The organism is Thiomonas sp., from assembly GCF_054608695.1.
This window is the reverse complement of record NZ_JBTRXV010000020.1, coordinates 17,710-40,019: the sequence shown is the minus strand read 5'-3', so window position 1 is coordinate 40,019 and position 22,310 is coordinate 17,710. Positions and strand designations below refer to the sequence as shown.

General features: G+C 66.5%; 21 protein-coding genes. 6 read left to right on the top strand and 15 right to left on the bottom strand.

Annotation, left to right across the window (positions count from 1 at the left end; all coding sequences use genetic code 11):
* The first annotated feature begins 32 nt into the window (after positions 1–32).
* The 3 genes from argA to ACYCUK_RS09380 all read left to right on the top strand — a co-directional run bounded on the left by argA (position 33) and on the right by ACYCUK_RS09380 (position 3,246).
* On the top strand, positions 33–1,358 hold the full coding sequence (argA, locus tag ACYCUK_RS09390) for an amino-acid N-acetyltransferase (RefSeq protein ID WP_112485582.1): 1,326 nt from the start codon (positions 33–35) through the stop codon (positions 1,356–1,358).
* Between the two features lie 72 nt (positions 1,359–1,430).
* Entirely contained in the window at positions 1,431–1,706 is a 276-nt protein-coding gene (locus ACYCUK_RS09385; protein ID WP_112485581.1) for an oxidative damage protection protein, read from the top strand.
* Between the two features lie 304 nt (positions 1,707–2,010).
* Positions 2,011–3,246 (top strand): OmpP1/FadL family transporter, encoded by a 1,236-nt coding sequence (locus ACYCUK_RS09380; protein ID WP_461594512.1) that lies wholly within the window; start codon positions 2,011–2,013, stop codon positions 3,244–3,246.
* Between the two features lie 67 nt (positions 3,247–3,313).
* On the opposite strand, the gene ACYCUK_RS09375 is transcribed toward ACYCUK_RS09380, so the two are convergent.
* Positions 3,314–3,859, bottom strand: coding sequence for an acetate uptake transporter (locus ACYCUK_RS09375; protein WP_112485579.1), 546 nt, complete (start codon positions 3,857–3,859; stop codon positions 3,314–3,316).
* Positions 3,860–4,132: 273 nt separating this feature from the next.
* On the opposite strand from ACYCUK_RS09375, the gene ACYCUK_RS09370 reads away from it, so the two are divergent.
* Positions 4,133–4,972, top strand: coding sequence for a sulfite exporter TauE/SafE family protein (locus ACYCUK_RS09370; protein ID WP_461594511.1), 840 nt, complete (start codon positions 4,133–4,135; stop codon positions 4,970–4,972).
* 48 nt (positions 4,973–5,020) lie between these two features.
* Here the strand turns inward: ACYCUK_RS09370 and ACYCUK_RS09365 are convergent, their stop codons facing one another.
* The 9 genes from ACYCUK_RS09365 to ACYCUK_RS09325 all read right to left on the bottom strand — a co-directional run bounded on the left by ACYCUK_RS09365 (position 5,021) and on the right by ACYCUK_RS09325 (position 14,485).
* Entirely contained in the window at positions 5,021–5,386 is a 366-nt protein-coding gene (locus ACYCUK_RS09365; protein ID WP_112485577.1) for a 6-pyruvoyl trahydropterin synthase family protein, read from the bottom strand.
* Complete coding sequence (gene queE / locus ACYCUK_RS09360; RefSeq protein WP_461594510.1) at positions 5,383–6,045, bottom strand: 7-carboxy-7-deazaguanine synthase; 663 nt, start codon at positions 6,043–6,045, stop codon at positions 5,383–5,385. The genes ACYCUK_RS09365 and queE overlap by 4 nt, the downstream gene beginning before the upstream one ends.
* Before the next feature lie 89 nt (positions 6,046–6,134).
* Positions 6,135–7,544: a 30S ribosomal protein S12 methylthiotransferase RimO gene (rimO, locus tag ACYCUK_RS09355; RefSeq protein WP_461594509.1), complete on the bottom strand. Its 1,410-nt coding sequence runs from the start codon at positions 7,542–7,544 to the stop codon at positions 6,135–6,137.
* Between the two features lie 63 nt (positions 7,545–7,607).
* Entirely contained in the window at positions 7,608–8,150 is a 543-nt protein-coding gene (gene phaR, locus ACYCUK_RS09350; RefSeq protein ID WP_461594508.1) for a polyhydroxyalkanoate synthesis repressor PhaR, read from the bottom strand.
* A gap of 133 nt (positions 8,151–8,283) precedes the next feature.
* Entirely contained in the window at positions 8,284–9,024 is a 741-nt protein-coding gene (phbB, locus tag ACYCUK_RS09345) for an acetoacetyl-CoA reductase (RefSeq protein ID WP_461594507.1), read from the bottom strand.
* Positions 9,025–9,084: 60 nt separating this feature from the next.
* Positions 9,085–10,266, bottom strand: a complete 1,182-nt coding sequence (locus ACYCUK_RS09340) for an acetyl-CoA C-acetyltransferase (protein WP_461594506.1) — start codon at positions 10,264–10,266, stop codon at positions 9,085–9,087.
* 74 nt (positions 10,267–10,340) lie between these two features.
* Entirely contained in the window at positions 10,341–12,218 is a 1,878-nt protein-coding gene (locus ACYCUK_RS09335; RefSeq protein ID WP_461594505.1) for an alpha/beta fold hydrolase, read from the bottom strand.
* Between the two features lie 400 nt (positions 12,219–12,618).
* On the bottom strand, positions 12,619–13,434 hold the full coding sequence (gene pgeF, locus ACYCUK_RS09330) for a peptidoglycan editing factor PgeF (RefSeq protein WP_461594504.1): 816 nt from the start codon (positions 13,432–13,434) through the stop codon (positions 12,619–12,621).
* The gene (locus tag ACYCUK_RS09325; protein ID WP_461594503.1) at positions 13,418–14,485 is read right to left on the bottom strand and encodes an RluA family pseudouridine synthase; all 1,068 of its coding nucleotides are present in this window, start codon (positions 14,483–14,485) and stop codon (positions 13,418–13,420) included. The genes pgeF and ACYCUK_RS09325 overlap by 17 nt, the downstream gene beginning before the upstream one ends.
* Before the next feature lie 188 nt (positions 14,486–14,673).
* Between ACYCUK_RS09325 and ACYCUK_RS09320 the strand changes: the two genes are divergently transcribed.
* Positions 14,674–15,495, top strand: coding sequence for an outer membrane protein assembly factor BamD (locus ACYCUK_RS09320; RefSeq protein WP_461594502.1), 822 nt, complete (start codon positions 14,674–14,676; stop codon positions 15,493–15,495).
* A gap of 57 nt (positions 15,496–15,552) precedes the next feature.
* Here the strand turns inward: ACYCUK_RS09320 and ACYCUK_RS09315 are convergent, their stop codons facing one another.
* Together ACYCUK_RS09315 and ACYCUK_RS09310 are read right to left on the bottom strand one after the other, a co-directional pair.
* Positions 15,553–17,631 carry an ATP-dependent DNA helicase gene (locus ACYCUK_RS09315; RefSeq protein ID WP_461594501.1) on the bottom strand — a complete coding sequence of 693 codons (2,079 nt, stop codon included), beginning with the start codon at positions 17,629–17,631 and terminating at the stop codon, positions 15,553–15,555.
* A gap of 95 nt (positions 17,632–17,726) precedes the next feature.
* The gene (locus ACYCUK_RS09310) at positions 17,727–17,930 is read right to left on the bottom strand and encodes a YdcH family protein (protein ID WP_112485569.1); all 204 of its coding nucleotides are present in this window, start codon (positions 17,928–17,930) and stop codon (positions 17,727–17,729) included.
* Positions 17,931–18,022: 92 nt separating this feature from the next.
* Between ACYCUK_RS09310 and ACYCUK_RS09305 the strand changes: the two genes are divergently transcribed.
* The gene (locus tag ACYCUK_RS09305) at positions 18,023–18,829 is read left to right on the top strand and encodes a PP2C family protein-serine/threonine phosphatase (protein ID WP_461594500.1); all 807 of its coding nucleotides are present in this window, start codon (positions 18,023–18,025) and stop codon (positions 18,827–18,829) included.
* 42 nt (positions 18,830–18,871) lie between these two features.
* On the opposite strand, the gene ACYCUK_RS09300 is transcribed toward ACYCUK_RS09305, so the two are convergent.
* The 3 genes from ACYCUK_RS09300 to lpdA are packed head-to-tail and all read right to left on the bottom strand — an operon-like array spanning position 18,872 to position 22,301.
* A complete protein-coding gene (locus ACYCUK_RS09300) occupies positions 18,872–19,750 on the bottom strand; it encodes a hypothetical protein (protein ID WP_461594499.1) in 879 nt (292 codons plus the stop codon).
* A gap of 11 nt (positions 19,751–19,761) precedes the next feature.
* Entirely contained in the window at positions 19,762–20,859 is a 1,098-nt protein-coding gene (gene zapE, locus ACYCUK_RS09295; RefSeq protein ID WP_461594498.1) for a cell division protein ZapE, read from the bottom strand.
* Positions 20,860–20,867: 8 nt separating this feature from the next.
* On the bottom strand, positions 20,868–22,301 hold the full coding sequence (lpdA, locus tag ACYCUK_RS09290; protein ID WP_461594497.1) for a dihydrolipoyl dehydrogenase: 1,434 nt from the start codon (positions 22,299–22,301) through the stop codon (positions 20,868–20,870).
* Positions 22,302–22,310 lie beyond the last annotated feature (9 nt).

Below are 22,310 nucleotides of genomic sequence, written 5' to 3'. Positions count from 1 at the left end.
GCCATGCGCCGATCATCCCGGATAATTCCGGGATGATCGAAGAACAGTCCCAGTTCGTGCAATGGCTGCGTTCCGTTGCACCCTACATCCACGCCCACCGTGGCAAGACCTTCGTCGTCGCCATCGCCGGTGAGCTGATTGCCGCGGGCAAGCTCAACGCCCTGGTGCAGGACGTGGCGCTGCTGGCGGCGATGGGCGTGCGCATCGTGCTCATCCACGGTTTTCGGCCGCAGGTGGAGGCGCAACTCAAAGAGAAAGGCGTGGGCTCGCGCTATGCCCACGGCATGCGCGTGACCGACGAGGTGGCGCTGGACGCGGCGCAGGAGGCGGCCGGTCAGCTGCGTTTCGAGATCGAGGCCACCTTCTCGCAAGGCCTGCCCAACACGCCCATGGCCGGCGCGTCGCTGCGCGTGGTGTCGGGCAATTTCATCACCGCCCGCCCGGTGGGGGTGATCGACGGCCTGGACTTCCAGCACACCGGCCTGGTGCGCAAGGTGGACGCCCCCACCATCCAGCGGGCGCTGGAATACGGCGCCGTGGTGCTGATGTCGCCCTTCGGCTTCTCGCCCACCGGCGAGGCCTTCAACCTCAGCATGGAAGACGTGGCCAGCAGCGTGGCGGTAGCCGTCAAGGCGCAAAAACTGGTGCTCGTCACGGAGGTGGACGGCGTGATTGGCGAAGACCACCACCTGCTGCCGGAACTCACCGTGGCCCAGGCCGAAGCCCTGCTCGCCCGCCTGCCCGACCCGCAGCAGCCCACCGACACCGCCTTCTACCTGCGCCATGCGTTGCGCGCGGTGCGCGGCGGCGTGGACCGCGCGCACATCATTCCCTACGCGCTCGACGGCGCCCTGCTGCTGGAGCTGTTCACCCACGACGGCGTGGGCACGATGATTGCCGACGAGCACCTGGAGCATCTGCGCGAAGCCACGGCCGACGACGTCGGCGGCATCCTGCAGCTCATCGAGCCGCTGGAAGCGCAGGGCGTGCTGGTCAAGCGCAGCCGCACCGAGATCGAGCGCGACATCGCCAACTACACCGTGCTGGAGCACGACGGCGTCATCTTCGGCTGCGCCGCGCTGTATCCCTACCCGGAACACAAGACCGGCGAGATGGCCGCGCTCACGGTCGATCCCTCCGCGCAGGGCCAGGGCGACGGCGAGCGCATTCTCAAGCGCATCGAGTTGCAGGCCCGCGCTGCCGGACTGCAGAGCATTTTCGTGCTCACCACCCGCACCATGCACTGGTTCATCAAGCGCGGCTTCGTGCCGGTGGAGCGCGACTGGCTCCCCCCCGAACGCAGCCAGCGCTACGACGACCAACGCCGCTCGCGCGTGCTGGTCAAGCGTCTGGTCTGACGCCGCACAAGCTGCGCCCGGCGCCATTGCCCTTGCGTATTGCCCTTCTCCTTCAACCCCACAGGAACCCACATGACCCGCATGGTGAATTGCGTCAAACTCGGCCACGAGGCCGAAGGCCTGGACTTCGCCCCCTACCCCGGCGAACTCGGCAAGCGCATTTATGACAACGTCTCGAAAGAAGCCTGGCAGGGCTGGCTCAAGCACCAGACCATGCTGGTGAACGAGAACCGGCTGAACCTGGCCGATGCCAACGCCCGCAAATACCTGGCACGGCAGATGGAGCGTTTCTTCTTCGGCGAAGGTGCGGATCAACCCGTCGGCTACGTGCCACCGACAACGGGTTGACCGCGCGGCCAGCTCGACCGCTTGACGCTGCTGATTCCGCGCTGTCGCTTCCCGCATGGCGCCGCTGCGCCAGGATCGAACCCAATCCCGTCGAACGTTGGTTTTGATTTTTCTGCCATAAATTTCGCCGCACGTCAATATCGGGAAAACAGGATTGGGATGTCATAACCCTGCCCTCTAGCATGAAGTTGTCGAAATACTGCTACTAAGTTTCAGTATTCGTCCCTGGCCCTGCTTCGCATCGCAGTGCTACTCAACAGCCATCTTGGAGCCGAAACCCGGCCCCACCAAGGGAGACAAATTCATGCATCTGAAAAAACTTGCCGCAGCCCTGTTCCTCGCAGGCGTCATCGCCCCCGGCGCGGCCAACGCCACCGACGGTTACTTCCAGCCCGGCTACAGCGTCAAATCCGTCGGCATGGGCGGCGCGGGCATCGCCCTGCCGCAAGATGCACTCGCAGCCGCGACCAACCCCGCCGGCATGGCGCTCATCGGCAACCGCGTCGACGGCGGCATCAGCCTGTTCCGCCCGAACCGTCAAGCCGACATCAACGGCACGGCCTATAGCGGAAACGACACGAGCAACTTCCTGATCCCGGAAATCGGTGCGAACTACATGATCAATCCGACCATGTCCGCAGGCATCAGCCTGTACGGCAATGGCGGCATGAACTCCGGCTACAGCACCATCATGAACTCCCAAACGGGCCTCATGAACGGTGCCGGCGTCGACCTGCAACAGATGTTCATTGCGCCGAGCTTCGCATGGCGCGTCACGCCCAGCAACACGATAGGCGTGGCTGTAAACATCGTGCACCAATCGTTCCGCGCCAACGGCTTACAAGCCTTTGGCGGTTATTCGCAATACCCGCAGAGCCTGACCAACCCTCCTGGCCATGACTCCTCAGATGGCGTGGGCGTGCGCATCGGCTGGATCGGACAACTGGCCCCCGGCTTCTCCCTCGGCGCGACCTACCAGCCGAAAACCCATATGAGCAAGTTCAGCGCCTACAAAGGCCTGTTCGCCGATGGCGGGAGTTTCGACATCCCGGCCAATTACGGCATCGGCTTCGCCTGGCAGCCGAGCCAGCAATGGACGGTTGCGGGCGATGTAGAGCGCATTCTCTACAGCGGCGTGAGCGCAATAGGCAACACGTCGACGACCTTCGGGCAATATCAACTCGGCGCGGCCAATGGCCCTGGATTTGGCTGGACTGATGTCACCGTGGTCAAACTTGGCGTGGCGTACGCACTCGACGAAGCGCTCACCCTGCGCGCGGGCTGGAACCACAGCGACAACCCCGTGACCTCGCAAAACGTGTTCTTCAACACGATCGCCCCCGGCGTCGTCAAGGACCACCTCACGCTCGGTTTGACTTATGCCCTGAGCAAGAAGATGGAAATTTCGGCCGACTATGTGCATGCGTTCAAGAACACCGTCACGGGACAACTCTCTCCGCCCCCGTATGGCCCAGGCGGCACCGAGCAACTCAGCATGGACCAGGACACCCTGGGCGTGTCGATCGGCTACAAGTACTGATCCGTTTCTTCCCAACAAAAAACCGCGGCCGAGGCCGCGGTTTTTTGTTATTGGCGGGCTGCGGCGCTCAGACCGGCAACACCACCCTCCCCCAGGATTCATTGATGATTTCGGCGCCCGCCAGATAGAAGGCCAGCGCGGCCGTCACCAGGCCCAGATAGCCGCCGAACACGGTGAGGCCGCCATTGCCAGTCATGGCCCCTGCGGCCAGCAGGAAGAACGTGGGAACCAAGGCGGTGAACACCAGCATCAGCACCTTGCCTTTTTTCCAGGTGGCGATCCACATATAGGTGGTGAACACGCCCCACAGCAGCAGATACCAGCCGACGAACGGGCCTTGCACGCCTTTGGCGAAGAAATCGACGAACAAGGCGAAGCTCCACCAGAACGCGCCGTATCCGCAGAACGCGACAAAGCCAAAGCCGTTGCCGGCGCCGGCCTCCATCACCCCGGCGACGAATTGCGCCGTGCCGCCAAAGGCGAACGCGCTCGCCAGCACCATGGGCACGTCCAGGCCGGGGAACCAGCCGGCGTTGACCATGCTGAGCAGCCATGTGGTGAGGGCGAAGCCCGATAGCCCGAGTGGGGCGGGATTGATTGCTTTCTTGTCCATGTCTTGTCTCCTGTCTCGATGGTGTTGGCCGGAGCCTGTACGGCCCCGGTATGCGCAGGGCGCGCCTGCCGCGGACGCTTGTCCGCGCAGACTTGCAATTTCGCCGCGCCGACTTACGGCCGCCCTACGCAGCAAGGTCCGGTCAGCTTTGTTACGTCCGGTAGCGTGTCGCCGAGTGGGTTTTGACGCCACGCATGGAACGAACAACTGCTCACTGAGTTGGCACAAGTCCTCACAGCTTTTGAGGTTCCCGTCTCGTATGCTCTGGGGACTATGCCCATTGAACACATCGCAACATCCGCCGACGTGGTGCTGACCACGACGCAACACGTCTTCGCCATCCTTTCAGGCTTCGCCGTGGGGTTCTCCCTGGGACTGATCGGGGGCGGCGGCTCCATCCTCGCCGTGCCGCTGCTGCTGTACTTCGTCGGCTATCCCAATCCGCATGTGGTCATCGGCACCACGGCGCTGGCGGTCTCGGCCAATGCCTACATCAACCTCATTCCGCATGCGCGGGCCGGCAATGTGCGCTGGAAAGACGCGATAGTTTTCGCCATCGTCGGTGCGCTGGCAGCTTTCGTCGGCTCCAGCCTGGGCAAGGCGGTGGACGGCAAGAAGCTGCTGTTCCTGTTCGCCATTCTGATGTTGGTGATCGCCGCGCTCATGCTGCGGCCACGCAAGGCCGGCACCACGCAAGACTTGACCAGCGAGCACCCGTCCAAGGCCAAGACCGCCAAGCTCGGCATCGCCGCGTCCATCGTCGGCATGTTGTCGGGCTTCTTCGGCATCGGCGGTGGCTTTCTGATCGTCCCCGGCCTGGTGCTGTCCACCGGCATGTCGATGATCACGGCCATCGGCTCGTCGCTGGTGTCGGTCGGCACCTTCGGCCTGACCACGGCGCTGAACTACGCCAGCTCGGGCCTGCTGGACTGGGGGGTGGCTGGCCTGTACATCGGCGGCGGCATCGTCGGCGGCTGGATCGGCACGCGCGTGGCCACGCATCTGGGCAAGACCAGCAAGGGTGCGCTCAATCTGATTTTCGCCGGTCTGGTGGCGGTGGTCGCGGTGTACATGCTGTACAGAAACCTCTCGGCCTTCGGCATGCATCTCTGACGCTGACCAAGGCTGCGCACAACCTCGGGTTCGCAAGCCGGGCCGGGGTCAATCGGCGGTGAGGCGGCAGCGGTCGCCGCTGGCCTCGCGCCAAACGTCCACATGGCCGAGCGGCGGCAAGTTGGGCTGGAGCTGGCGCCAGAGATAGGCGCAGAGGTTTTCCAGCGTCGCCGGCCCCAGGCCCTGCACCTCGTCGAGCAGGTGATGATCGAGCTGCTCGCGCACGCGTGCGATTTCGCGGCGAATGATGGCCAGGTCCACCAGCATGCCGCTGACCGGATCGGGTTCGCCCTTCACCGCAACCTCGGCCCAATAGGTGTGGCCATGCACCCGCAGGCTGCCGTCGCGGTCGTGCTCGCGGTTCAGGGTATGCGCAGCTTCGAAGTAAAAGCGCTGGGCAAGTTCGACTTTCATCGGATTCCGGTGATCTTGTGGGTTTGCAGACTCAGGCGCCAGCGCGGGTCGGCCAGGCAGTGGGCAATGGCCCATTGGATGTTGGCCGCAAGCGCCGGGCCGTCCATGGGCTGCAGGTAGCGGTGCTGGAACGCCAGTCCGGCAAGGGCTTCGAGGTCCAACTCCGGCTGCGGCACGACCACCTTGAGCTCGTGGCCGCGTGTCAGGCGCAAGGGCGCCCCAGCCTTGGGGCTGACGCAGATCCAGTCGAGCCCTTCGGGCGCATCCTGCGTGCCGTTGGTTTCCACCGCGATTTCGAATTGCTGCGCATGCAAAGCCGCGACCAGGGCCGCGTTCACCTGCAGCAGCGGCTCGCCGCCTGTCAGCACGACCAGCCGCCGCGCCGGTGTTGACGCGGAATGAGGCGGCGTGACCGCCGGGCCGGCCCACTGCGCCGCGATGCACGCCGCGAGCTCTGCGGCCTCGGCAAACTTGCCGCCCAGGGTGCCGTCGGTGCCGACGAAGTCGGTGTCGCAGAAGCGACAGGCGGCGCTGGCGCGGTCCTGCTCGCGACCGGTCCAGAGATTGCAGCCGGCGAAGCGGCAGAACACGGCCGCGCGGCCGGCATTGGCGCCTTCGCCTTGCAGGGTGTAGAAAATTTCCTTGACGGTGTAGGTCATGGATGACGTTCGGGAAGACGGCTATTCAGGGCTCGGCGTGACCGCTGCAGTCGACGTGCAGCGGCGGGATGCGGCGGCGCTGCCGGGGCTCAGAGCAGATCGGCCACCAGATCGTGCCCTTGCGTGCCCACCACGCGGGCGCGCACGAACTGCCCCGCGCTTTGCGCCAGGCGCATCTTGTGCGAGGGCTTGGCCGGCTCGCGGATCAGCACCCTGCCGTCGATCTCGGGGGCGTCGGCGAACGAGCGCGCCACGGCGCCGCTGCGGTTGGCCAGATCCACCAGCACCCGCAGGTCCTGGCCGATGCGGCGCTTGAGCTTGCGCGTGGAGACTTCTTCGGCCACGGCCATGAAGCGCGCCTGGCGCTCCTCGCGCACGGCCTGCGGCACGGCGTGTGGCAGCTCGTTGGCCAAGGCGCCATCCACCGGCGAGTAGGCAAAGCAGCCGACGCGGTCGAGTTCGGCCTCGCGGATGAAGTCGAGCAGGGTATCGAACTCGGCCTCGGTCTCGCCGGGGAAACCGGCGATGAAGGTGGAGCGGATGACGACCTCGGGGCAGGCCTCGCGCCAGCGGGCGATGCGCTCCAGATTGCGCTCGCCGCTGGCCGGGCGCTTCATGCGCTTGAGCACGTCGGGGTGGGCATGCTGGAAGGGCACGTCGAGATAGGGCAGCACGCGGCCCTGCGCCATCAGCGGCAGCACCTCGTCCACATGCGGGTAGGGGTAGACATAGTGCAGGCGCGCCCAGGCGTCGTGCTGCTCGGCCAGCGCCGCCAGCTCCTGCGCCAGCTCGGTGAAGCGGGTGCGGATGGGGCGGCCGTCCCAGAAGCCGGTGCGGTATTTCACGTCCACGCCGTAAGCGGATGTGTCTTGGCTGACCACCAGCAGCTCTTTCACGCCAGCCTGCAGCAGGGCGCGAGCCTCGTTCAGCACATCGCCAATGGGCCGCGACACCAGATCGCCGCGCATGCTGGGGATGATGCAGAAGGTGCAGCGGTGGTTGCAGCCTTCGGAAATTTTGAGATAGGCGTAATGCCGCGGCGTGAGCTTGAGCCCGCCGGGCGGCAGCAGATCGACGAAGGGATCGTGCGGCTTGGGCAGATGCGCATGCACATGCTGCATGACCTCGTCGGTGGCATGCGGTCCGGTGACGGCCAGCACCTTGGGATGCACCGCCTGTACCAGATTGGCGCCGTCGGCGCCGGCACGCGCGCCCAGGCAGCCGGTGACCACGACCTTGCCGTTGGCGTGCAGCGCCTCGCCGATGGCGTCCAGGCTTTCCTGCACGGCGGCGTCGATGAAGCCGCAGGTGTTGACGATGACCAGATCGGCACCGTCATAGCTCTTGCTGGTGTCGTAGCCTTCGGCGCGCAGTTGCGACAGGATGCGCTCGGAATCGACCAGAGCCTTGGGGCAGCCGAGTGAGACAAAGCCGATTTTGGGCGGGCTCTTGGGAGGCGCCAGCGGCGCCGGCATCAAGGTGATGGGGGTTTCAGTCATGGGCGCTATTGTCGCTGAGCGCCCGCACCCCTGCCCCGGCAGCGGGGAGAGCCCGCCGCCCGCCTACTTCTTCGGCGGCGGCTGGAAGGCGCCGAGCATCTGCTTGGTCTGTTGCTGCATCTGCTCCTGCATCTGCATGTACAGAATTTTGCTCTGCTCGAGGTAGTTGCCCATCATGCCTTGGAGCATGGGCGCCTGGCCGCTCAAGAATTGCGACCACATCTCGGGACTGAAGCTGCGGCTGTCATAGAGCCCGCGCGACTGCTCGGCCAACTTTCCCTGGATGTCGATGAAAGACTGCACGGTTTTTTCCAGGTAACTGCCCATCATGCCCTGCATGGCATTGCCGTAGAAGCGGATGAGCTGCTCCAGCATGGCCGTGCTCAGCATGGGCATGCCACCCGCCTCTTCCTCAAGAATGATCTGCAGCAGGATGCTGCGGGTGAGGTCGGCGCCGGTCTTGGCGTCCTGCACCACGAAGCGCCCACCCTCCATCACCAGCGCCTTCACATCCACCAGCGTGATGTAGGCGCTGGTTTCCGTGTCGTAGAGCCGCCGGTTCGGGTATTTCTTGATGACGCGCTGGGGAGTCTCTGGATTGGCCATGTCGGTGCGATGCGGAAACTGCGGGATTGCACTCGATTGGAGCACAGAAACTGCGATCTGCAGCCGTCCCGACCCGCCGTTTGCGTGCAGACAAACCCGCACGCATCAACGGCGGCCGGGGCTGCGGCCCATCTCAGCTCATGTGCAGGCCGCCATTGATGGACAACTCGGCCCCGGTGACGAAGGCGCCGTCGTCGCTGGCCAGCCAGGTGACCAGCGAACCGACCTCCTCCGGCTTGCCCAGGCGCTTGACCGGAATGGTGGCGACGATCTTGTCGAGCACGTCCTGCCGGATGGCCTTGACCATGTCGGTGGCGATATAGCCCGGCGCGATGGTGTTGATGGTCACGCCCTTGGACGCCACTTCCTGCGCCAGCGCCATGGTGAAGCCATGCATGCCGGCCTTGGCGGCGGAGTAGTTGCTTTGGCCGAACTGCCCTTTCTCGCCATTGACCGAAGAGATGTTGATGACCCGCCCCCAGCCGCGCTCGACCATGCCGTCGATGACCTGCTTGGTCACGTTGAACATGGAGTAGAGGTTGGTCTTCATCACCTTGTCCCAATCGTCGTAGCTCATCTTGCGAAACACCGCGTCGCGGGTGATGCCGGCGTTGTTCACCAGAATGTCGACCTGGCCGTGTTCAGCGAACACCTTCTGGAACGCAGCGCAGGTCGAGTCCCAGTCGGCCACATTGCCCTCCGAGGCGTAAACGTCCAGCCCCTGGCCGCGCATGGTCTCCAGCCAGATGTCCTTGCGCGAGGAATTGGGGCCGCAGCCCGCAATCACCTTGTGTCCGGCCTCGCACAAGCGCCGGCAGATGGCGGTGCCGATGCCGCCCATGCCGCCCGTGACATATGCCACTTTCTTGCTCATCGTTTGCTCCTCGGGTTGTTGTGACGGTGTGTCGATGGAAATTCGGTGCGCTGCGGCACTTCAGCGCTGCAGCGCCAGGGCCACGCCCATGCCGCCGCCGATGCACAGCGAGGCCAGGCCTTTTTTCGCGTCGCGCTTGTTCATTTCGTGCAGCAGCGTGACCAGGATGCGGCAACCGCTGGCCCCGATGGGGTGGCCGATGGCGATGGCGCCACCGTTGACGTTGACCTTGCTCGTGTCCCAGCCCATCTGCTGGTTCACGGCGATGGCCTGGGCGGCGAACGCCTCGTTGATTTCCATCAGATCCAGGTCTTGCGGCGACCAGCCCGCGCGCGACAGGCAGCGCGTGGACGCCGGCACCGGGCCCATGCCCATGTAGGCGGGGTCGAGTCCGGCGTTGGCGTAGGCGCGAATGGTCGCCAGCGGCTTGAGCCCCAGGGACGCGGCCCGCTTGGCCGACATCACCACCACCGCGGCCGCGCCGTCGTTCAGGCCGGAGGCATTGCCGGCGGTGACCGTGCCGGCCTTGTCGAACGCCGGCTTGAGCCCGGCGAGGCTTTCGGCGGTGGCGCCGTGGCGCACGAACTCGTCGGTGGCGAAGGCGACGGGATCCCCCTTTTTCTGCGGCAGCATCACCGGCACGATTTCATCGGTGAAGCGGCCGGACTTCTGCGCCGCCTCGGCCTTGTTCTGGCTGGCGGCGGCGAAAGCGTCCTGCATCTCGCGCGTGACGCCATATTTCTTCGCCACGTTCTCGGCGGTGGTGCCCATGTGATAGTGGTTGAAAGCATCCCACAGGCCGTCGGTGATCATGGTGTCGATCAGGTTCCAGTTGCCCATGCGCATGCCGTCGCGCGAACCCGGCAGCACATGGGGCGAGGCGCTCATGTTCTCCTGCCCGCCGGCGACGACGATCTCGGCGTCGCCCAGGGCCACGGCCTGCGCCGCCAGCATCACCGCCTTCAAACCCGAGCCGCACACCTTGTTGATGGTCATGGCCGGGACCATGTCCGGCAGGCCGGCCTTGATCAGGCTCTGGCGTGCCGCGTTCTGGCCCACGCCCGCCTGCAGCACCTGGCCCATGATGACTTCCGACACCTGCCCGGGCTCGATGCCGGCGCGGGCGATGGCCGTTTTCACCACCAGCGCGCCCAGGTCGACCGCCGAAATCTTGGCCAGCGAGCCGCCGAATTTGCCCACGGCCGTACGCACGGCCGAAACGATCACGATGTCTTCACTCATGGAGAAATGTCCTGGGTTGGGGATGTGGACGAACAAGAAAAATCAGTCGTTTGACGCGCAAGGTCCGGCAGGAGTCATGCCCTGACCTTGACATAACGCCCAGGGGCGGGTTCGATCGGCTCGTAAGCAGCGCCACCGTAATGCTTGGGCGCGGGCTGCAGCGGGCCGCCCTGCTCCGCCAGCCATGCGGCCCAGTCCGGCCACCAGCTTCCAGGATGTTCCGTGGCCTGTTCCAGCCACGCGGCAGGCGTGGCTGGAAGGGAGTTGGACAATGTCTTGCGCTTGTCGTTCGCCTGCGCTTTGGGAGTCGGTTGTTCCAGCCGCCAGTGGCTGCGCTTGTTCTTCGACGCCGGGTTGATGACGCCGGCGATATGCCCCGAAGCGCCCAGCACGAATCGGGTCGCGCCACCCAGCAGCAAGGCCGAGGCGTAGCCCGCATGCCAGGGCACGATGTGATCCTCGCGCGAGGAGTACACATACGCCGGAATGGTGATGCGCCGCAAGTCCACCGGCATGCCCGTCACGCTGACCGCGTTGGGTCTGGGCAGCTTGTTTTCCAGATAGGTGTTGCGCAGATACCAGGCCAGCATGGGGCCGGGCAGATTGGTGCTGTCGGCGTTCCAGTACAGCAGGTCGAAGGGTGGCGGGGTTTCGCCCTTGAGGTAGTTGCCGACCACGTAATTCCAGGTCAGGTCGTTGGGGCGCAGGCTGGAAAAAGCCGCCGCCAGTTCGGCCCCGGTGAGCAGGCCGCCCTTGCCGATGGTGGCCTCGCGCAAGCACACCTGCGCTTCGTCGATGAATACGTCGAGAATGCCCGTGTCGGAGAAATCCAGCATGGTGGTGAGGAAGGTGACGCTGTGCACCGGCCTCTCGCCCCTGGCTGCCAGCACGGCCAGCGCGGTGCCCAGCAGCGTGCCGCCAACGCAAAATCCCAAGGCGTTGATGCCGCCCCCCGGCAGTGGCGCTGACGTGCCGCCCGTCTTGGCTGTGGCCTTGCCGGCTTTCGCTGCATGCGCAGCCTTGCCCGATGGAGCCGGCTTGGCCGCCGGGGCCGAAGCCGCGGCGATTTCACCCGCCACCGCGATGGCGCGCAGCACGCCTTGTTCGATGTAGTCGTCCCAGGTCCAGTGGGCGCAGCTCGCATCCGGATTGCGCCACGACATCAGCAGCACACGCTGGCCCTGCTCCAGGGCGTAGCGCACCAGCGAATTGGCCGGCTGCAGGTCGAGGATGTAGAACTTGTTGATGCACGGCGGCACGATGAGCAGCGGCCGCGCATGCACCTGCGCCGCCAAGGGTTTGTAGTCGATGAGCTGGAACCAGGGGTTCTCGAACACCACGGCGCCCTCGCTGGTGGCGACGTTGCGGCCGACCTCGAATTCGCGCTCGTCGGTCTGGGTGATCTTGCCCCGGCGCAAATCGGCCAGCAGGTTGTCCATGCCCCGGCGCAGGCTCTCGCCCTGGGTTTGCAAGGCGGTTTGCATGGCTTCGGGGTTGAGCGCCCAGATGTTGCTCGGGGCCGCGGCGTCCACCCACTGCTGCACGGCGAAGCGGATTTTCTGCTGGGTCTTGGCGTCGGCCTGCACCGCGTCCACCAGTTCGAGCAAGGCGCGTGCGCCCAGCAAATACAAGGCCGCGGTGTAGGTGGAAAAACGGTTCTCGCGCCAACTCTCGGCGGCGAAGCGCCGGTCCTTGACCTCGATCGGCTGGGCGCTGCTGCTCAGCAAGCTGCTCCACAGATCGGCGTACTCACGCCCGAATCGGCCCTGGATGTCGGCCACGCGGGCCGGGTCGAGCCGCAGCGAATGGGCCTGATCGCCCGCCGTCTGCAGGGCGGCGGTGCATGCCTGCTGCAGACCTTCGACCCATGCCGAGGGCGACGCTGCGGAGGCACCGGATGAGCTGGATGCACTGTCTGTCGTACGGGCGGATGCAAAGGGCTGGGCTGACATGAGGAAACCTGATCGTTGAGGTCAGAAACTTGAGGGCCGTGACGCGTCGGCGATTCGCGAACTGGCGCACGAAGGAGCCATGCCGCCGCCGTCCCATGACGGCAAGTTCGGCTGCATGTCGGCACGCGGCCCGTGCAGCAGGCGCAGGGTACGTCGGTGCAGGCTGGTAGGAGCTTGGGGCATGGTGATGAGCGCGGGGAGGGTCGATGTGTGGCAGTCCCGTTGCAAGGCGGTCTGTCTGTTTGTGGCGGGCCTCATTGTTGTGGTGGGACATGTGGCCAGACCAGCAACTGGGTAACCCGGTTTCATTCTTGAGCAAAGCCCATGCCGTGTCAACGCGATTTCCACGTGTCCAGAGCCCAGCGAATGGCCTTGCATTTTCCGGGGGCGTATTGCGGGTTCATGCCGAGCGGGCCGCAATCCACACCAGGCCTGCCTGGCGGCCGGTGACCCGGTCTCGCCGGTAAGCAAAATACCGCGCCGGATTGCTGACCGTGCACACCCCACCGCCTTGCACCTGGGAGAGCGCCATGCCGGCGGCCTGCAAGCGCAACTGCGCCAGCAGGAACAGATCGGCCAGCCACTTTCCCGGCTCCGCCGCGGCAAGAAAGGCGTCGGCCGCTTCGGGGGCCTGATGGACGAAAGCCGTGCGCACGTCGCCACCCACCTCGAAGGCTTGCGGGCCGATGGCAGGGCCCAGCCAGGCGTGGACCGCCGCAGGCTTGCAATCAGCCTTGCGGCACAGGGCTTGCAGCGTGTGCTCGAGCACGCCGCCGGCAAGGCCGCGCCAGCCCGCATGCGCTGCGCCCACCGCACGGCCGTCGGGTGCGGCAAACAGCACGGGCAGACAGTCGGCCACCAGCACGCAGGCGGCCAGGCCCGGTGTGGTGGTGACGGCGGCGTCGGCCTGCGGCGTGGAAGCGCCGTCCCAGCGGTCGAGGTCGGCGACCTCGGTGCCGTGCGCCTGGTCGAGGTAGGCAACGCGCACATCACCGAGCCAAGCGGCCAAGCGGGCGCGATTGGCCGCCACGGCCTGCGGCGCATCGCCCACATGGCTGCCGAGGTTCATGCCACCGATGGACTCTCCCCCTGGAGTGGCCCCTGCCCCGGCATAGGGCCCGGCACTGACGCCGCCCTGGCGGCTGGTGAACACGCCCCGCACCCGCGGGTTGCCGGGCCAGGGAGCGTCGATCCAGGAATCAGGCCGCGGCGTCATCGTCGTGCCAGGCTTTGGGGTCCAACTCGGCCGCGTGGCCACCCAGGTCTTGCCATTGCGCCACGATGTCGGCCGCGATGGGCGCGACGCAACCCAGCAGCTTGCGCGACGCGGGATGCACAAAGCGCAATGCCGCGGCATGCAGGGCCTGGCGCTGGATCTGCAGCGGGGGGGCGCCGCGCCGGCCGTACAGGGCGTCGCCCAGCAGGGGCAGGCCGGCGTGCTGGGCATGCACCCGAATCTGGTGGGTGCGCCCCGACTCCAGGCTGCAGCGCAAGGCCGTGACCTGTCCGTGCGGCGTGGACAGCACTGCCAGCGGCGAAAAATGGGTGCGCGCCGGCTTGCCGCCCGCCACCACCGCCATGCGCAAGCGGTCGCGCGGATGACGGGCGATGGCGGCATCCACCGTCATCGCCCGCGGCAAAACGCCCCAGGCCAGCGCGAGGTACTGCCGCCTGACCGTGCGTGCCTGCAACTGGCGCACCAGATCGGCCTGCGCCTCAAGGGTGCGGGCCACCACCAGCAGGCCGCTGGTGTCCTTGTCGAGCCGGTGGACGATGCCGGCGCGCGGCACCAAGGCTGCCTCCGGGTAGCGCGCCAACAAGCCGTTGAGCAGGGTGCCGCTCCAGTTGCCGGCCGCCGGATGCACCACCAGCCCGGCTGGCTTGTCGATCACGGCAAGCTGGGTGTCTTCCCACACCACGGCCAGATCCATCGGTTCGGGCGTGAAGGCGCCAGCCTCCGGGTCCAGCGGGACCTGCAACTCCACCAGCGCGGCATTGCGCGCCTTGCTGCGCGGGGCGGCAAGCTGCCCGCCCATTTGCACCAGACCGGCCTCGCACCAGGCCTTGAGCCGGCTGCGGGAAAACTGCGGAAAGATCTGCGCCAGCACCTTGTCCAGACGCTCGCCCGAGAAGGCTGCGGGGACGCTGGCCTGGAGCACAGCGGCTGTCGGTGCGGGCTCGCCGGAATCCAGGTCGGGGGAATCGTCCATCGCGCCGGGCGGCAGGCTGGGCGTAGGGTCGAGCGGGCTGGGTTCTCGGGCGTGCATGCAGGCAGCATAGCCCAGCCCTGCGACGCGTTTGCTTCACCTGGTGACCCGTTCTGTTGCATGGCGCCACGCTGACCTGGCGGCCGTCCACGACGCCGGGGCACGGCCAGTTCCCGGACCTGGCGCTGCAGCGCGCGCAACCCGCTTCCTATAATGGCTCGCTTGCCGATCCTGCGACGAGTTGCCTTGTGAATTCCACCCAGTCCTCCACGGGTGTGCGCCTCCTGCTGCGTACATTTGTTCTGCTTGCTGCAGCCCTGCTCGGCGCCTGTGCGTCGACCTCGGAAAAAGACGTGACCGCCGGCTGGTCCGCCGCGAAGTTGTACAGCGAGGCGAAAGACGAGATGAGCAGCGGCGCTTACGACAAGGCCACGAAGTATTACGAAAAGCTCGAGTCGCGCTACCCCTACGGCGTGCTGGCGCAGCAGGCGCTGATGGAGACCGCCTACGGCTACTTCAAGCAGGGCGAACGTGCCCAGGCCCTGGCCGCTTGCGACCGTTTCCTCAAGATCTACCCCAACAACCCCTACACCGACTACGTGCTCTATCTGAAGGGCCGCATCAACTTCTACGACAACAGCAGCTGGTTCTCCGGCCTGTCGGACCAGAAGCTGTATGAGCGCGACCAGCATGCCGCGAAGGAATCGTTCGAAGCCTTCAAGGAGCTGACCACGCGTTTCCCCAAGAGCAAGTACACGCCCGACGCGCGGCTGCGCATGCGCTACATCCTCAATGCGCTGGCCGAGTACGACACCCATGTGGCCTTGTTCTATTACCGCCGTGGCGCTTATGTGGCAGCCGCCGACCGCGCGCAGGAAGCCATCAAGAGCCACCCGGACGCACCCGCCACGCAACTGGCGCTTGCCGTGTTGATGGACAGCTACGACAAGCTGGGACTGACGCAATTGCGCGACGATACCGAGCGTGTGCTCAAGCTCAATTACCCCGCGAGCCCCTACCTCATCCAGGGCCTGCCGCAGCGCAACGAGTCGTGGTGGAAGCTGTGGTGAGTTCGAACTGAACCTGCCGCGTCGCTTGAAAGCCTGACCAACAGGCGGACTTGCGGCTCAGCCCTCGAAAGCCGGATCGTCATCCACGGCCGCAGCCGGATTTTCCGCCGCGACATCCGGCTCTGCTGAAGCGGGCACAGGACCCGCATGCGCCAGCAAGAACGCTGCCGCTTCGTCCACCGATTCCACCCGCGCAAACGGTTGCAGCGAGGCCAGCAGGCGGCGCCCCCAGGCGGTGCTGGCCAGGCGTTGATCGCACACCGCCAGCACGCCCCAATCGCGCTCGCTGCGAATGAGCCGGCCGGCGCCCTGCTGCAACGCCAGCGCGGCTTGCGGCAGCGAATAGTCCATGAAGCCGCTGCGTCCAGCCGCTTCCAGGCGTTTGATGCGCGCCGCGACCATGGGGTCGTCGGGCGGGGCGAAAGGCAGTTTGTCGATCACCACCAGGGTGAGTTGCTCGCCCGGAAAATCGACCCCCTCCCAGAAGCTGTGGCTGCCCACCAGCACCGCCTCGGGATTCGCGGCGAAACGCTGCAGCAGCACCTGCTTGGACTCGCTGGCCTGCTCCAGCACCACCCGGTTGGGCGGCAGGAGTTCGCGCAGACGCGAGGCGATGCGACCGATGGCGCGCAGCGTGGTGGTGAGCACGAAGCTGCCGCCGGGATTGACGGCGACCAGCCGCGCGGCCAGCTCGGCCACGCGCAGGGAATGCTCGGCGTCGGACGGATGGAAACCCGCGCGCGGCACCAGCAGGCGCGTCTGGCGCGCATAGTCGAACGGGCTGGCGACGCGCAGTTCGCGCAAACGCGGCAGGACCCCGCCCTCCACTGCAGCCAGCGCCGGACTGCCTTCGTTCAGGCCCAGGCGCGCGCGGGTGTAGCGAAAGCCGCCGTCCAGCGTCAGCGTGGCCGACACCAGCACCCAGGCTTGTGGACGCTGCGCCAGCAGCGCCGAGAACGCCGGGCCAACACCCAGCGGCGTGGCCAGCAGGCGCAGGTAGTGACTGCCGACTTCGAGCCAGCGCACCGTTTCTTGTGCGGCGACCGCCGCAGCCTCGGCGTCCGGTGGCGACGTCGCATCGCGCTGCCAGGCCACGAGCAAGGCTTGCTGCTCGCGGCAGCGTTCGATCAGGCGCGTGAATTCGGGCGCCAGCGCCTCGAAGGAGTCGAGCGCCGCGAGCAAGCCGGTCAGTTCCTCCTGCCAGCGGTTCAAGCCCTCGGCCCAGCCTTCGAGCGCCTGGGCTTGCGCCCAATCGAGCCGATGCGCGCCGTGGGGTGCGATCAGGCGCTGGTCGCGTGCCGCCTTCTGCAAGCGGCTGCTCAGGCCCTGCCAGTCGGCCAGGCCACGCGCCAGTTGCAAGCCGCAAGCCAGGACGTCGCGCGCCAGTTCCAGCGCCTGGGCCGTGCCCACGCTGCTGCCCAGGAACTGCGCGCCGATGTCGGACAACTGGTGCGCCTCGTCCAGCACCACCGTGGTGGCGCTGGGCAGGAGTTCGGCCACGCCTTCGTCGCGCAGGGCGACGTTGGCGAAGAACAGGTGGTGGTTGATGATGACCACGTCGGCCGCCATGGCCTCGCGCCTGGCCTTCATCACGAAGCAGGCACGGTAGTCGGGGCAATCGGAGCCGAGGCAGTTGTCGCGCGTGGACGTGACCAGGGGAATGACGGGCGATTTCTCGTCCAGGCCGCCGAGCGCGGAGAGGTCGCCATCGCCAGACGTGCCGGCAAACAGCGCCACGCGACGCAGTTCCTGCACGGCGCGGCGGTTGTCCAGCAGGCCTTCGCTCTGGGTGCGCTTGAGGCGGTAGTGGCACACGTAGTTGGTGCGCCCCTTGAGCACCGCGGCCCGCAGCTGCACGCCCAGCACCTCGCGCGCCAAGGGCAGATCCTTGCGAAAGAGCTGGTCCTGCAGGGCCCGCGTCGCGGTGGAGACGATGAACCGCTCGCCGCGCAGCAAGGCCGGCACGAGGTAGGCCAGGGTCTTGCCCGTGCCGGTGCCGGCCTCGGCCAGCAAAATGCCGCGCTCGGCCATGGCTTGCTCGACGGCGGTGGCGAGTTGGCGCTGGCCGGGCCGCTCGCGCCAGCCTGGCAGCGCCTCGGCGAACAGGCCTTGCCCGCCCCACAGGGCGTCGGTCATGGCGGAATCGGCTTCGGCGGAAGGCGCGTCCGGTGTGTCCGCACCGGGCGCTGCAGCGCTCTGCCTAAAATGGCCCGTTGCTTGTTCCCCGACTTTCAAGCGGGTTCGTCCGGCTGCGAGGCCGCTTCCAGGAGTGCAATTTGATCGCGAAGCTGCAACCGCTTTTTCTTCAGCCGGTGCAACAGGAATTCCTGCTCGGGGGTCTGCGGCCCGAGCCTGTCGATGGCGTCGTCCAGGTCGGCATGCTCCATGCGCAGCTCGATGAGACGGCGGTTGGCAGAGCGCAGGTTCTGGTCCATCGGCGTGGTGGCTGGCGGGCTGGGCAGGGTGACGTTCCATTGTATGAACGCATGGCGCCGCCTCGGCCCAACGCTGTCATTCGGGCCGCCTGATGAGCCAAGCTCGCGCACGTCTGCAGTTGCAGGCCGCCACCGGCATTCATCGCGGCGACCGCCAGTACCAGCAGGACCGCATCGAGATCTTCCCGCATCCGCGCGTCCAGGGGCTGATCCTCGTGGTGGTGGCCGACGGCATGGGCGGGCGCAGCGGCGGGCGCATGGCGGCCGACCAGGTGATGCTGACGGCGCAGCAGCTGTTCGAGCGCTTCGTGCCCAGCCAGGAGGAGCCGCTCGATTTGCTGCACAGCCTCGTGCGCGAAAGCCATCTGATGATCAAGCTCAGCGCCATCTCGGCCGAGCAGGAACCCCACTCCACCGTGGCCTGCGCCTTGCTGCAGCCGGATGGACATTGCCACTGGGCGCATGTGGGCGATTCGCGCGTGCATGTGTTTCGCGCGGGCAAGCTGGTGGTGCGCACGAAGGATCACTCCTATGTGCAGGATCTGGTCGATGCCGGCACCTTGAGCGAAGGCATGGCGCGCAATCACCCCATGAGCAATGTGCTGACCTCCAGCCTTGGAACCACCGAGGACCCGCCGCTGACCAGTGACAGCCTGCAGCTCCAGGCGGGCGACGTCTTGTTGCTGTGCACCGACGGCTTGTGGCATTACTTCGTCGATGCGGAACTGGGCTCGTCGCTCGGCCGGCTCGATCCGCGCGACAGCTGCGAGTTCCTCATCGCCAAAGCCAGGCAGCGCGCCATGGGGCGAGGCGACAACCTGTCGCTCGCGGTGGTCAAGCTGCTGCGCGCGGAGGCGCCTGCGACGCCGCCCAAGCGACCACCCAAGCTCCACGGATAGATCGCCGGTCAAGGGGTGAGGGGGCCGTCCTCTGCCGCGCGTTCAATAACCGGGGGGCAGCGGCAGCGGTGGAGCCGGTCCGGAGCCGGATTTCTTCACTTGCTCGCGTTGCTGCGCCGCCTGGGCCTGGCGGCGCTGATAGTCGGCCTGCTTCTGCGCGTAGGCCGCTTCGGCCGCCTGGGTTTGCGCCGCCTGCTGGGCGGCTTGTTGCGATGCTCGCTGCGCCGATTGGGCGTTCGCGCCCGGGGACACGGCGGTGGCTGGAGCGGCTGACGGGGTGCGGCCTTTGCCCTGGGCCGGGCGCTGTTTCGCCTCGTAGGCAGCCTGTCTGGCTGCATCCCCGGCCGCACGATCGGCTTGCTCGCGCTGCTTGCGTGCCTGCTCTTGTTCGCGCAGGGTCCGTTGCTGTTGCGCGGCTGATGCGTCCGGCACCGGGCGCTCACGCAAATTCCGCGCAACACGGCGACGCTCGGCCTCGGCCCGCTGCTGGCGCCCGGCGAGATCGATGGCGTTCAACCTTGCATCCAGCGCGTCCGACTGCTTGTGGTAGCGGCGACGCGCCTGGTCGAGGCAGTCGTTGACGAAAAAGCGGTGCAGGCAAGCGGCTTGTTCACGCACGTAGGCAGCGTCCAGATTGCTGCGTTGGGCTTCGATCTGCTGCCGCTCGGCCGCGCGTTGCGCGGCCTCCGCGGAAGCCGACTCGGCAGTTTGCGTGGAGGCAGGCGCGGAAGCGCCCGGGGCGATCTGGCTTGCCGGCTGGGAGGCCGCAGGAGCCTGCGGCTGTGCAGCTTGCGCCGGGCCTGTGAGGCAAACCGCCAGAGCCAGCGCCACGGCAAAGACAGCTCGCCAACCAGCTTGGGCCAGCGGCCTATCCGGTGCCATGGATTGACGCTGCAACGTGGCGAAAGGAAGCGAATTCAAGGAGTGAGGCATCAGGTCAATTCGGTTTGCACGTCGCGCCGCGCCTGCCGCAAATAGGCGGATGTCTGCATTTCCTGCAGACGCGAAACGGTGCGCTCGAACTCGTAAGCCAAGGGGCCTGAAGGATACAGCGCGGCGGGCGAGACTTCGGCCGAGAGCACGAGCTTGATGCTGCGGTCGTACAGCACGTCCACCAGCAAGGTGAAGCGGCGTGCGGCGCTGGCGAGTTCGGGGGCCATGCGCGGCACGTCGGACACCAGCACGGTGTGGAAACACGCGGCAATTTCGAGGTAGTCGTTTTGCGAACGCGGGGTGTTGCACAGGGTCTCGAAGTTGAACCAGGCGACGCCACCGGCGCGGCGCAGGGCGATGACTTCGCGGTGCTCGATCTGCAGCGTGGGGTCGTCGTCCGCAGCCTCGGCCAGGCGCTCGAATGCCTGCTCCATGGCGTCCTCGGCGACAGGACCCAGCGGTGTGTAGTAGAGCTGCATATCGGCCAAGGCCTGGTGGCGGTAGTCCACGCCGCCATCCACCTGCAGCACGTCCATGTTCGCCTTGATCAGCTCGATGGCCGGCAGGATGCGGTCGCGACGCAGGCCGTCGGGGTAGAGGCCATCCGGCTCGAAATTGCTGGTGGCCATGAACACGACGCCCTGTTCGAACAACCCCTGCAGCAGGCGATGCAGGATCATGGCATCGGTCACGTCGCTGATATGGAATTCGTCGAAGCAGATCAGCCGAAAGCGCCGCGCAATGCGCCGCGCCAGTTCCTCCAGCGGATTTTGCGTGCCCTGCAGGGCGGCCAATTCGCGCTGCACCTCGCGCATGAATTCGTGAAAATGCAGCCGTGTCTTGCGCACCACCGGCACGGTCACATAAAAAGCATCCATCAGGAAGCTCTTGCCGCGCCCCACGCCACCCCACAGATAGACGCCGCGCGGCAGATCGGGATGGACCAGCAGACGTCGCACCGCGGTCGAGCGGCGCGACTTGTAGCCCACCCATTCGTCGTAGGCACGCTGCAGCCGCTCGATGGCGATCTGTTGGGCGGCGTCAGGCTGGTGACCGTGCTCGGCGAGGGACTGCAGGGCGTATTCGGTCACGTCCATCGGCGCGCTCAGAAATTGAGGCTGCGGCCATCGGTGGCCAGCGCTGCCTCCTTCATCGACTCCGACAGCGTGGGATGCGCGTGGCAGATGCGCGCGATGTCTTCGGCGGCAGCCTTGAACTCCATCGCCACCGCGGCTTCGGCAATCAGCTCCGACGCCATCGGGCCGATGATGTGCACGCCCAAAATTTCATCGGTGGTCGCATCGCTCAGCATCTTGACGAAGCCGGTGGTGTCGCCCAGTGCGCGGGCGCGGCCATTGGCGAGGAAAGGAAAACTGCCGGCCTTGTAGGCGCGGCCAGCGGCCTTGAGCTGCTGCTCGGTCTGCCCGACCCAGGCGATTTCCGGCGCGGTGTAAATCACCCAGGGGACGGTGTTGAAGTCCACATGCGGCTTCTGTCCGGCCATGCGCTCGGCCACCGCCACGCCTTCTTCTTCGGCCTTGTGCGCCAGCATCGGGCCGCGCACCACGTCGCCGATGGCCCAGATGCCGTCCACCGGCGTCTTGCAATCGGCGTCCACCGGAACAAAACCGCGCTCGTCAGCCTGCAAGCCCACCGCCTGCAGGTTCAGGCCTTCGGTGTTCGGCACCCGGCCGATGGAGACGATGAGCCGGTCCACCTCCAGCTTTTGCGCGGCGCCAGCAGCGTCGGCATAGCGCAGGCTCACGCCCTTGGCACTGGTCTTCACCTCGGCAATCTTCACCCCGAGCTGGATGTCCAGGCCTTGTTTCTTGAACTGTTTTTGCGCCTCTTTGGCCACCTGCGCATCGGCCGCGCCGAGAAACTCCGGCAGGGCTTCGAGTACCGTCACCTGCGCCCCGAGCCGGCGCCAGACCGAACCCATTTCCAGGCCGATGACGCCAGCGCCGATCACCCCCAGGCGCTTGGGCACCGGGGAGATCGCCAGCGCTCCGGTGTTGGACAGAATGCGCTCTTCGTCGAACGCCGCGCCGGGCAAGGCGCGCGGGCTGGAGCCGGTGGCGATGATGACCTGCTTGGCGACGAGCTTGCGCGCTTCGCCGCCGGCGGTGGTCACGTTCAGCTCGAAGCCCTCAGCCGTTTTGGCGACGAACGCGGCGCGGCCATGGACGAACTCCACCTTGTTCTTCTTGAACAGGTAGAGGATGCCCTCGTTGTTCTGCCGTACCACCTGCTCCTTGCGCGCCAGCATGCGGTCGAGGTCGAGCTTGAGCCCGCTCACCGCGATGCCATGGTCGGCAAAAGCGTGGCCGGCCTGGTCGAAATGCTCGGACGATTGCAGCAAGGCCTTGGACGGAATGCAGCCGACATTGGTGCAGGTGCCGCCCGGCGCGGGGCCGCCCTTGGCGTTGGCCCAGGCGTCGATGCAGACCACGGCCATGCCGAGCTGGGCGGCGCGGATGGCGGCGATGTAGCCGCCGGGGCCAGCGCCGATGACGATGAGATCGGGTTGTGCGTTCATGGTCGCCGC

What these genes read in the sequence shown, in the direction of transcription:
- argA (WP_112485582.1), top strand. Translation starts at nt 33, where the DNA reads ATGATCGAAGAACAGTCCCAGTTCGTGCAATGGCTGCGTTCCGTTGCA.
- ACYCUK_RS09385 (WP_112485581.1), top strand. Translation starts at nt 1,431, where the DNA reads ATGACCCGCATGGTGAATTGCGTCAAACTCGGCCACGAGGCCGAAGGC.
- ACYCUK_RS09380 (WP_461594512.1), top strand. Translation starts at nt 2,011, where the DNA reads ATGCATCTGAAAAAACTTGCCGCAGCCCTGTTCCTCGCAGGCGTCATC.
- ACYCUK_RS09375 (WP_112485579.1), bottom strand. Translation starts at nt 3,859, where the DNA reads ATGGACAAGAAAGCAATCAATCCCGCCCCACTCGGGCTATCGGGCTTC.
- ACYCUK_RS09370 (WP_461594511.1), top strand. Translation starts at nt 4,133, where the DNA reads ATGCCCATTGAACACATCGCAACATCCGCCGACGTGGTGCTGACCACG.
- ACYCUK_RS09365 (WP_112485577.1), bottom strand. Translation starts at nt 5,386, where the DNA reads ATGAAAGTCGAACTTGCCCAGCGCTTTTACTTCGAAGCTGCGCATACC.
- queE (WP_461594510.1), bottom strand. Translation starts at nt 6,045, where the DNA reads ATGACCTACACCGTCAAGGAAATTTTCTACACCCTGCAAGGCGAAGGC.
- rimO (WP_461594509.1), bottom strand. Translation starts at nt 7,544, where the DNA reads ATGACTGAAACCCCCATCACCTTGATGCCGGCGCCGCTGGCGCCTCCC.
- phaR (WP_461594508.1), bottom strand. Translation starts at nt 8,150, where the DNA reads ATGGCCAATCCAGAGACTCCCCAGCGCGTCATCAAGAAATACCCGAAC.
- phbB (WP_461594507.1), bottom strand. Translation starts at nt 9,024, where the DNA reads ATGAGCAAGAAAGTGGCATATGTCACGGGCGGCATGGGCGGCATCGGC.
- ACYCUK_RS09340 (WP_461594506.1), bottom strand. Translation starts at nt 10,266, where the DNA reads ATGAGTGAAGACATCGTGATCGTTTCGGCCGTGCGTACGGCCGTGGGC.
- ACYCUK_RS09335 (WP_461594505.1), bottom strand. Translation starts at nt 12,218, where the DNA reads ATGTCAGCCCAGCCCTTTGCATCCGCCCGTACGACAGACAGTGCATCC.
- pgeF (WP_461594504.1), bottom strand. Translation starts at nt 13,434, where the DNA reads ATGACGCCGCGGCCTGATTCCTGGATCGACGCTCCCTGGCCCGGCAAC.
- ACYCUK_RS09325 (WP_461594503.1), bottom strand. Translation starts at nt 14,485, where the DNA reads ATGCACGCCCGAGAACCCAGCCCGCTCGACCCTACGCCCAGCCTGCCG.
- ACYCUK_RS09315 (WP_461594501.1), bottom strand. Translation starts at nt 17,631, where the DNA reads ATGACCGACGCCCTGTGGGGCGGGCAAGGCCTGTTCGCCGAGGCGCTG.
- ACYCUK_RS09310 (WP_112485569.1), bottom strand. Translation starts at nt 17,930, where the DNA reads ATGGACCAGAACCTGCGCTCTGCCAACCGCCGTCTCATCGAGCTGCGC.
- ACYCUK_RS09305 (WP_461594500.1), top strand. Translation starts at nt 18,023, where the DNA reads ATGAGCCAAGCTCGCGCACGTCTGCAGTTGCAGGCCGCCACCGGCATT.
- zapE (WP_461594498.1), bottom strand. Translation starts at nt 20,859, where the DNA reads ATGGACGTGACCGAATACGCCCTGCAGTCCCTCGCCGAGCACGGTCAC.
- lpdA (WP_461594497.1), bottom strand. Translation starts at nt 22,301, where the DNA reads ATGAACGCACAACCCGATCTCATCGTCATCGGCGCTGGCCCCGGCGGC.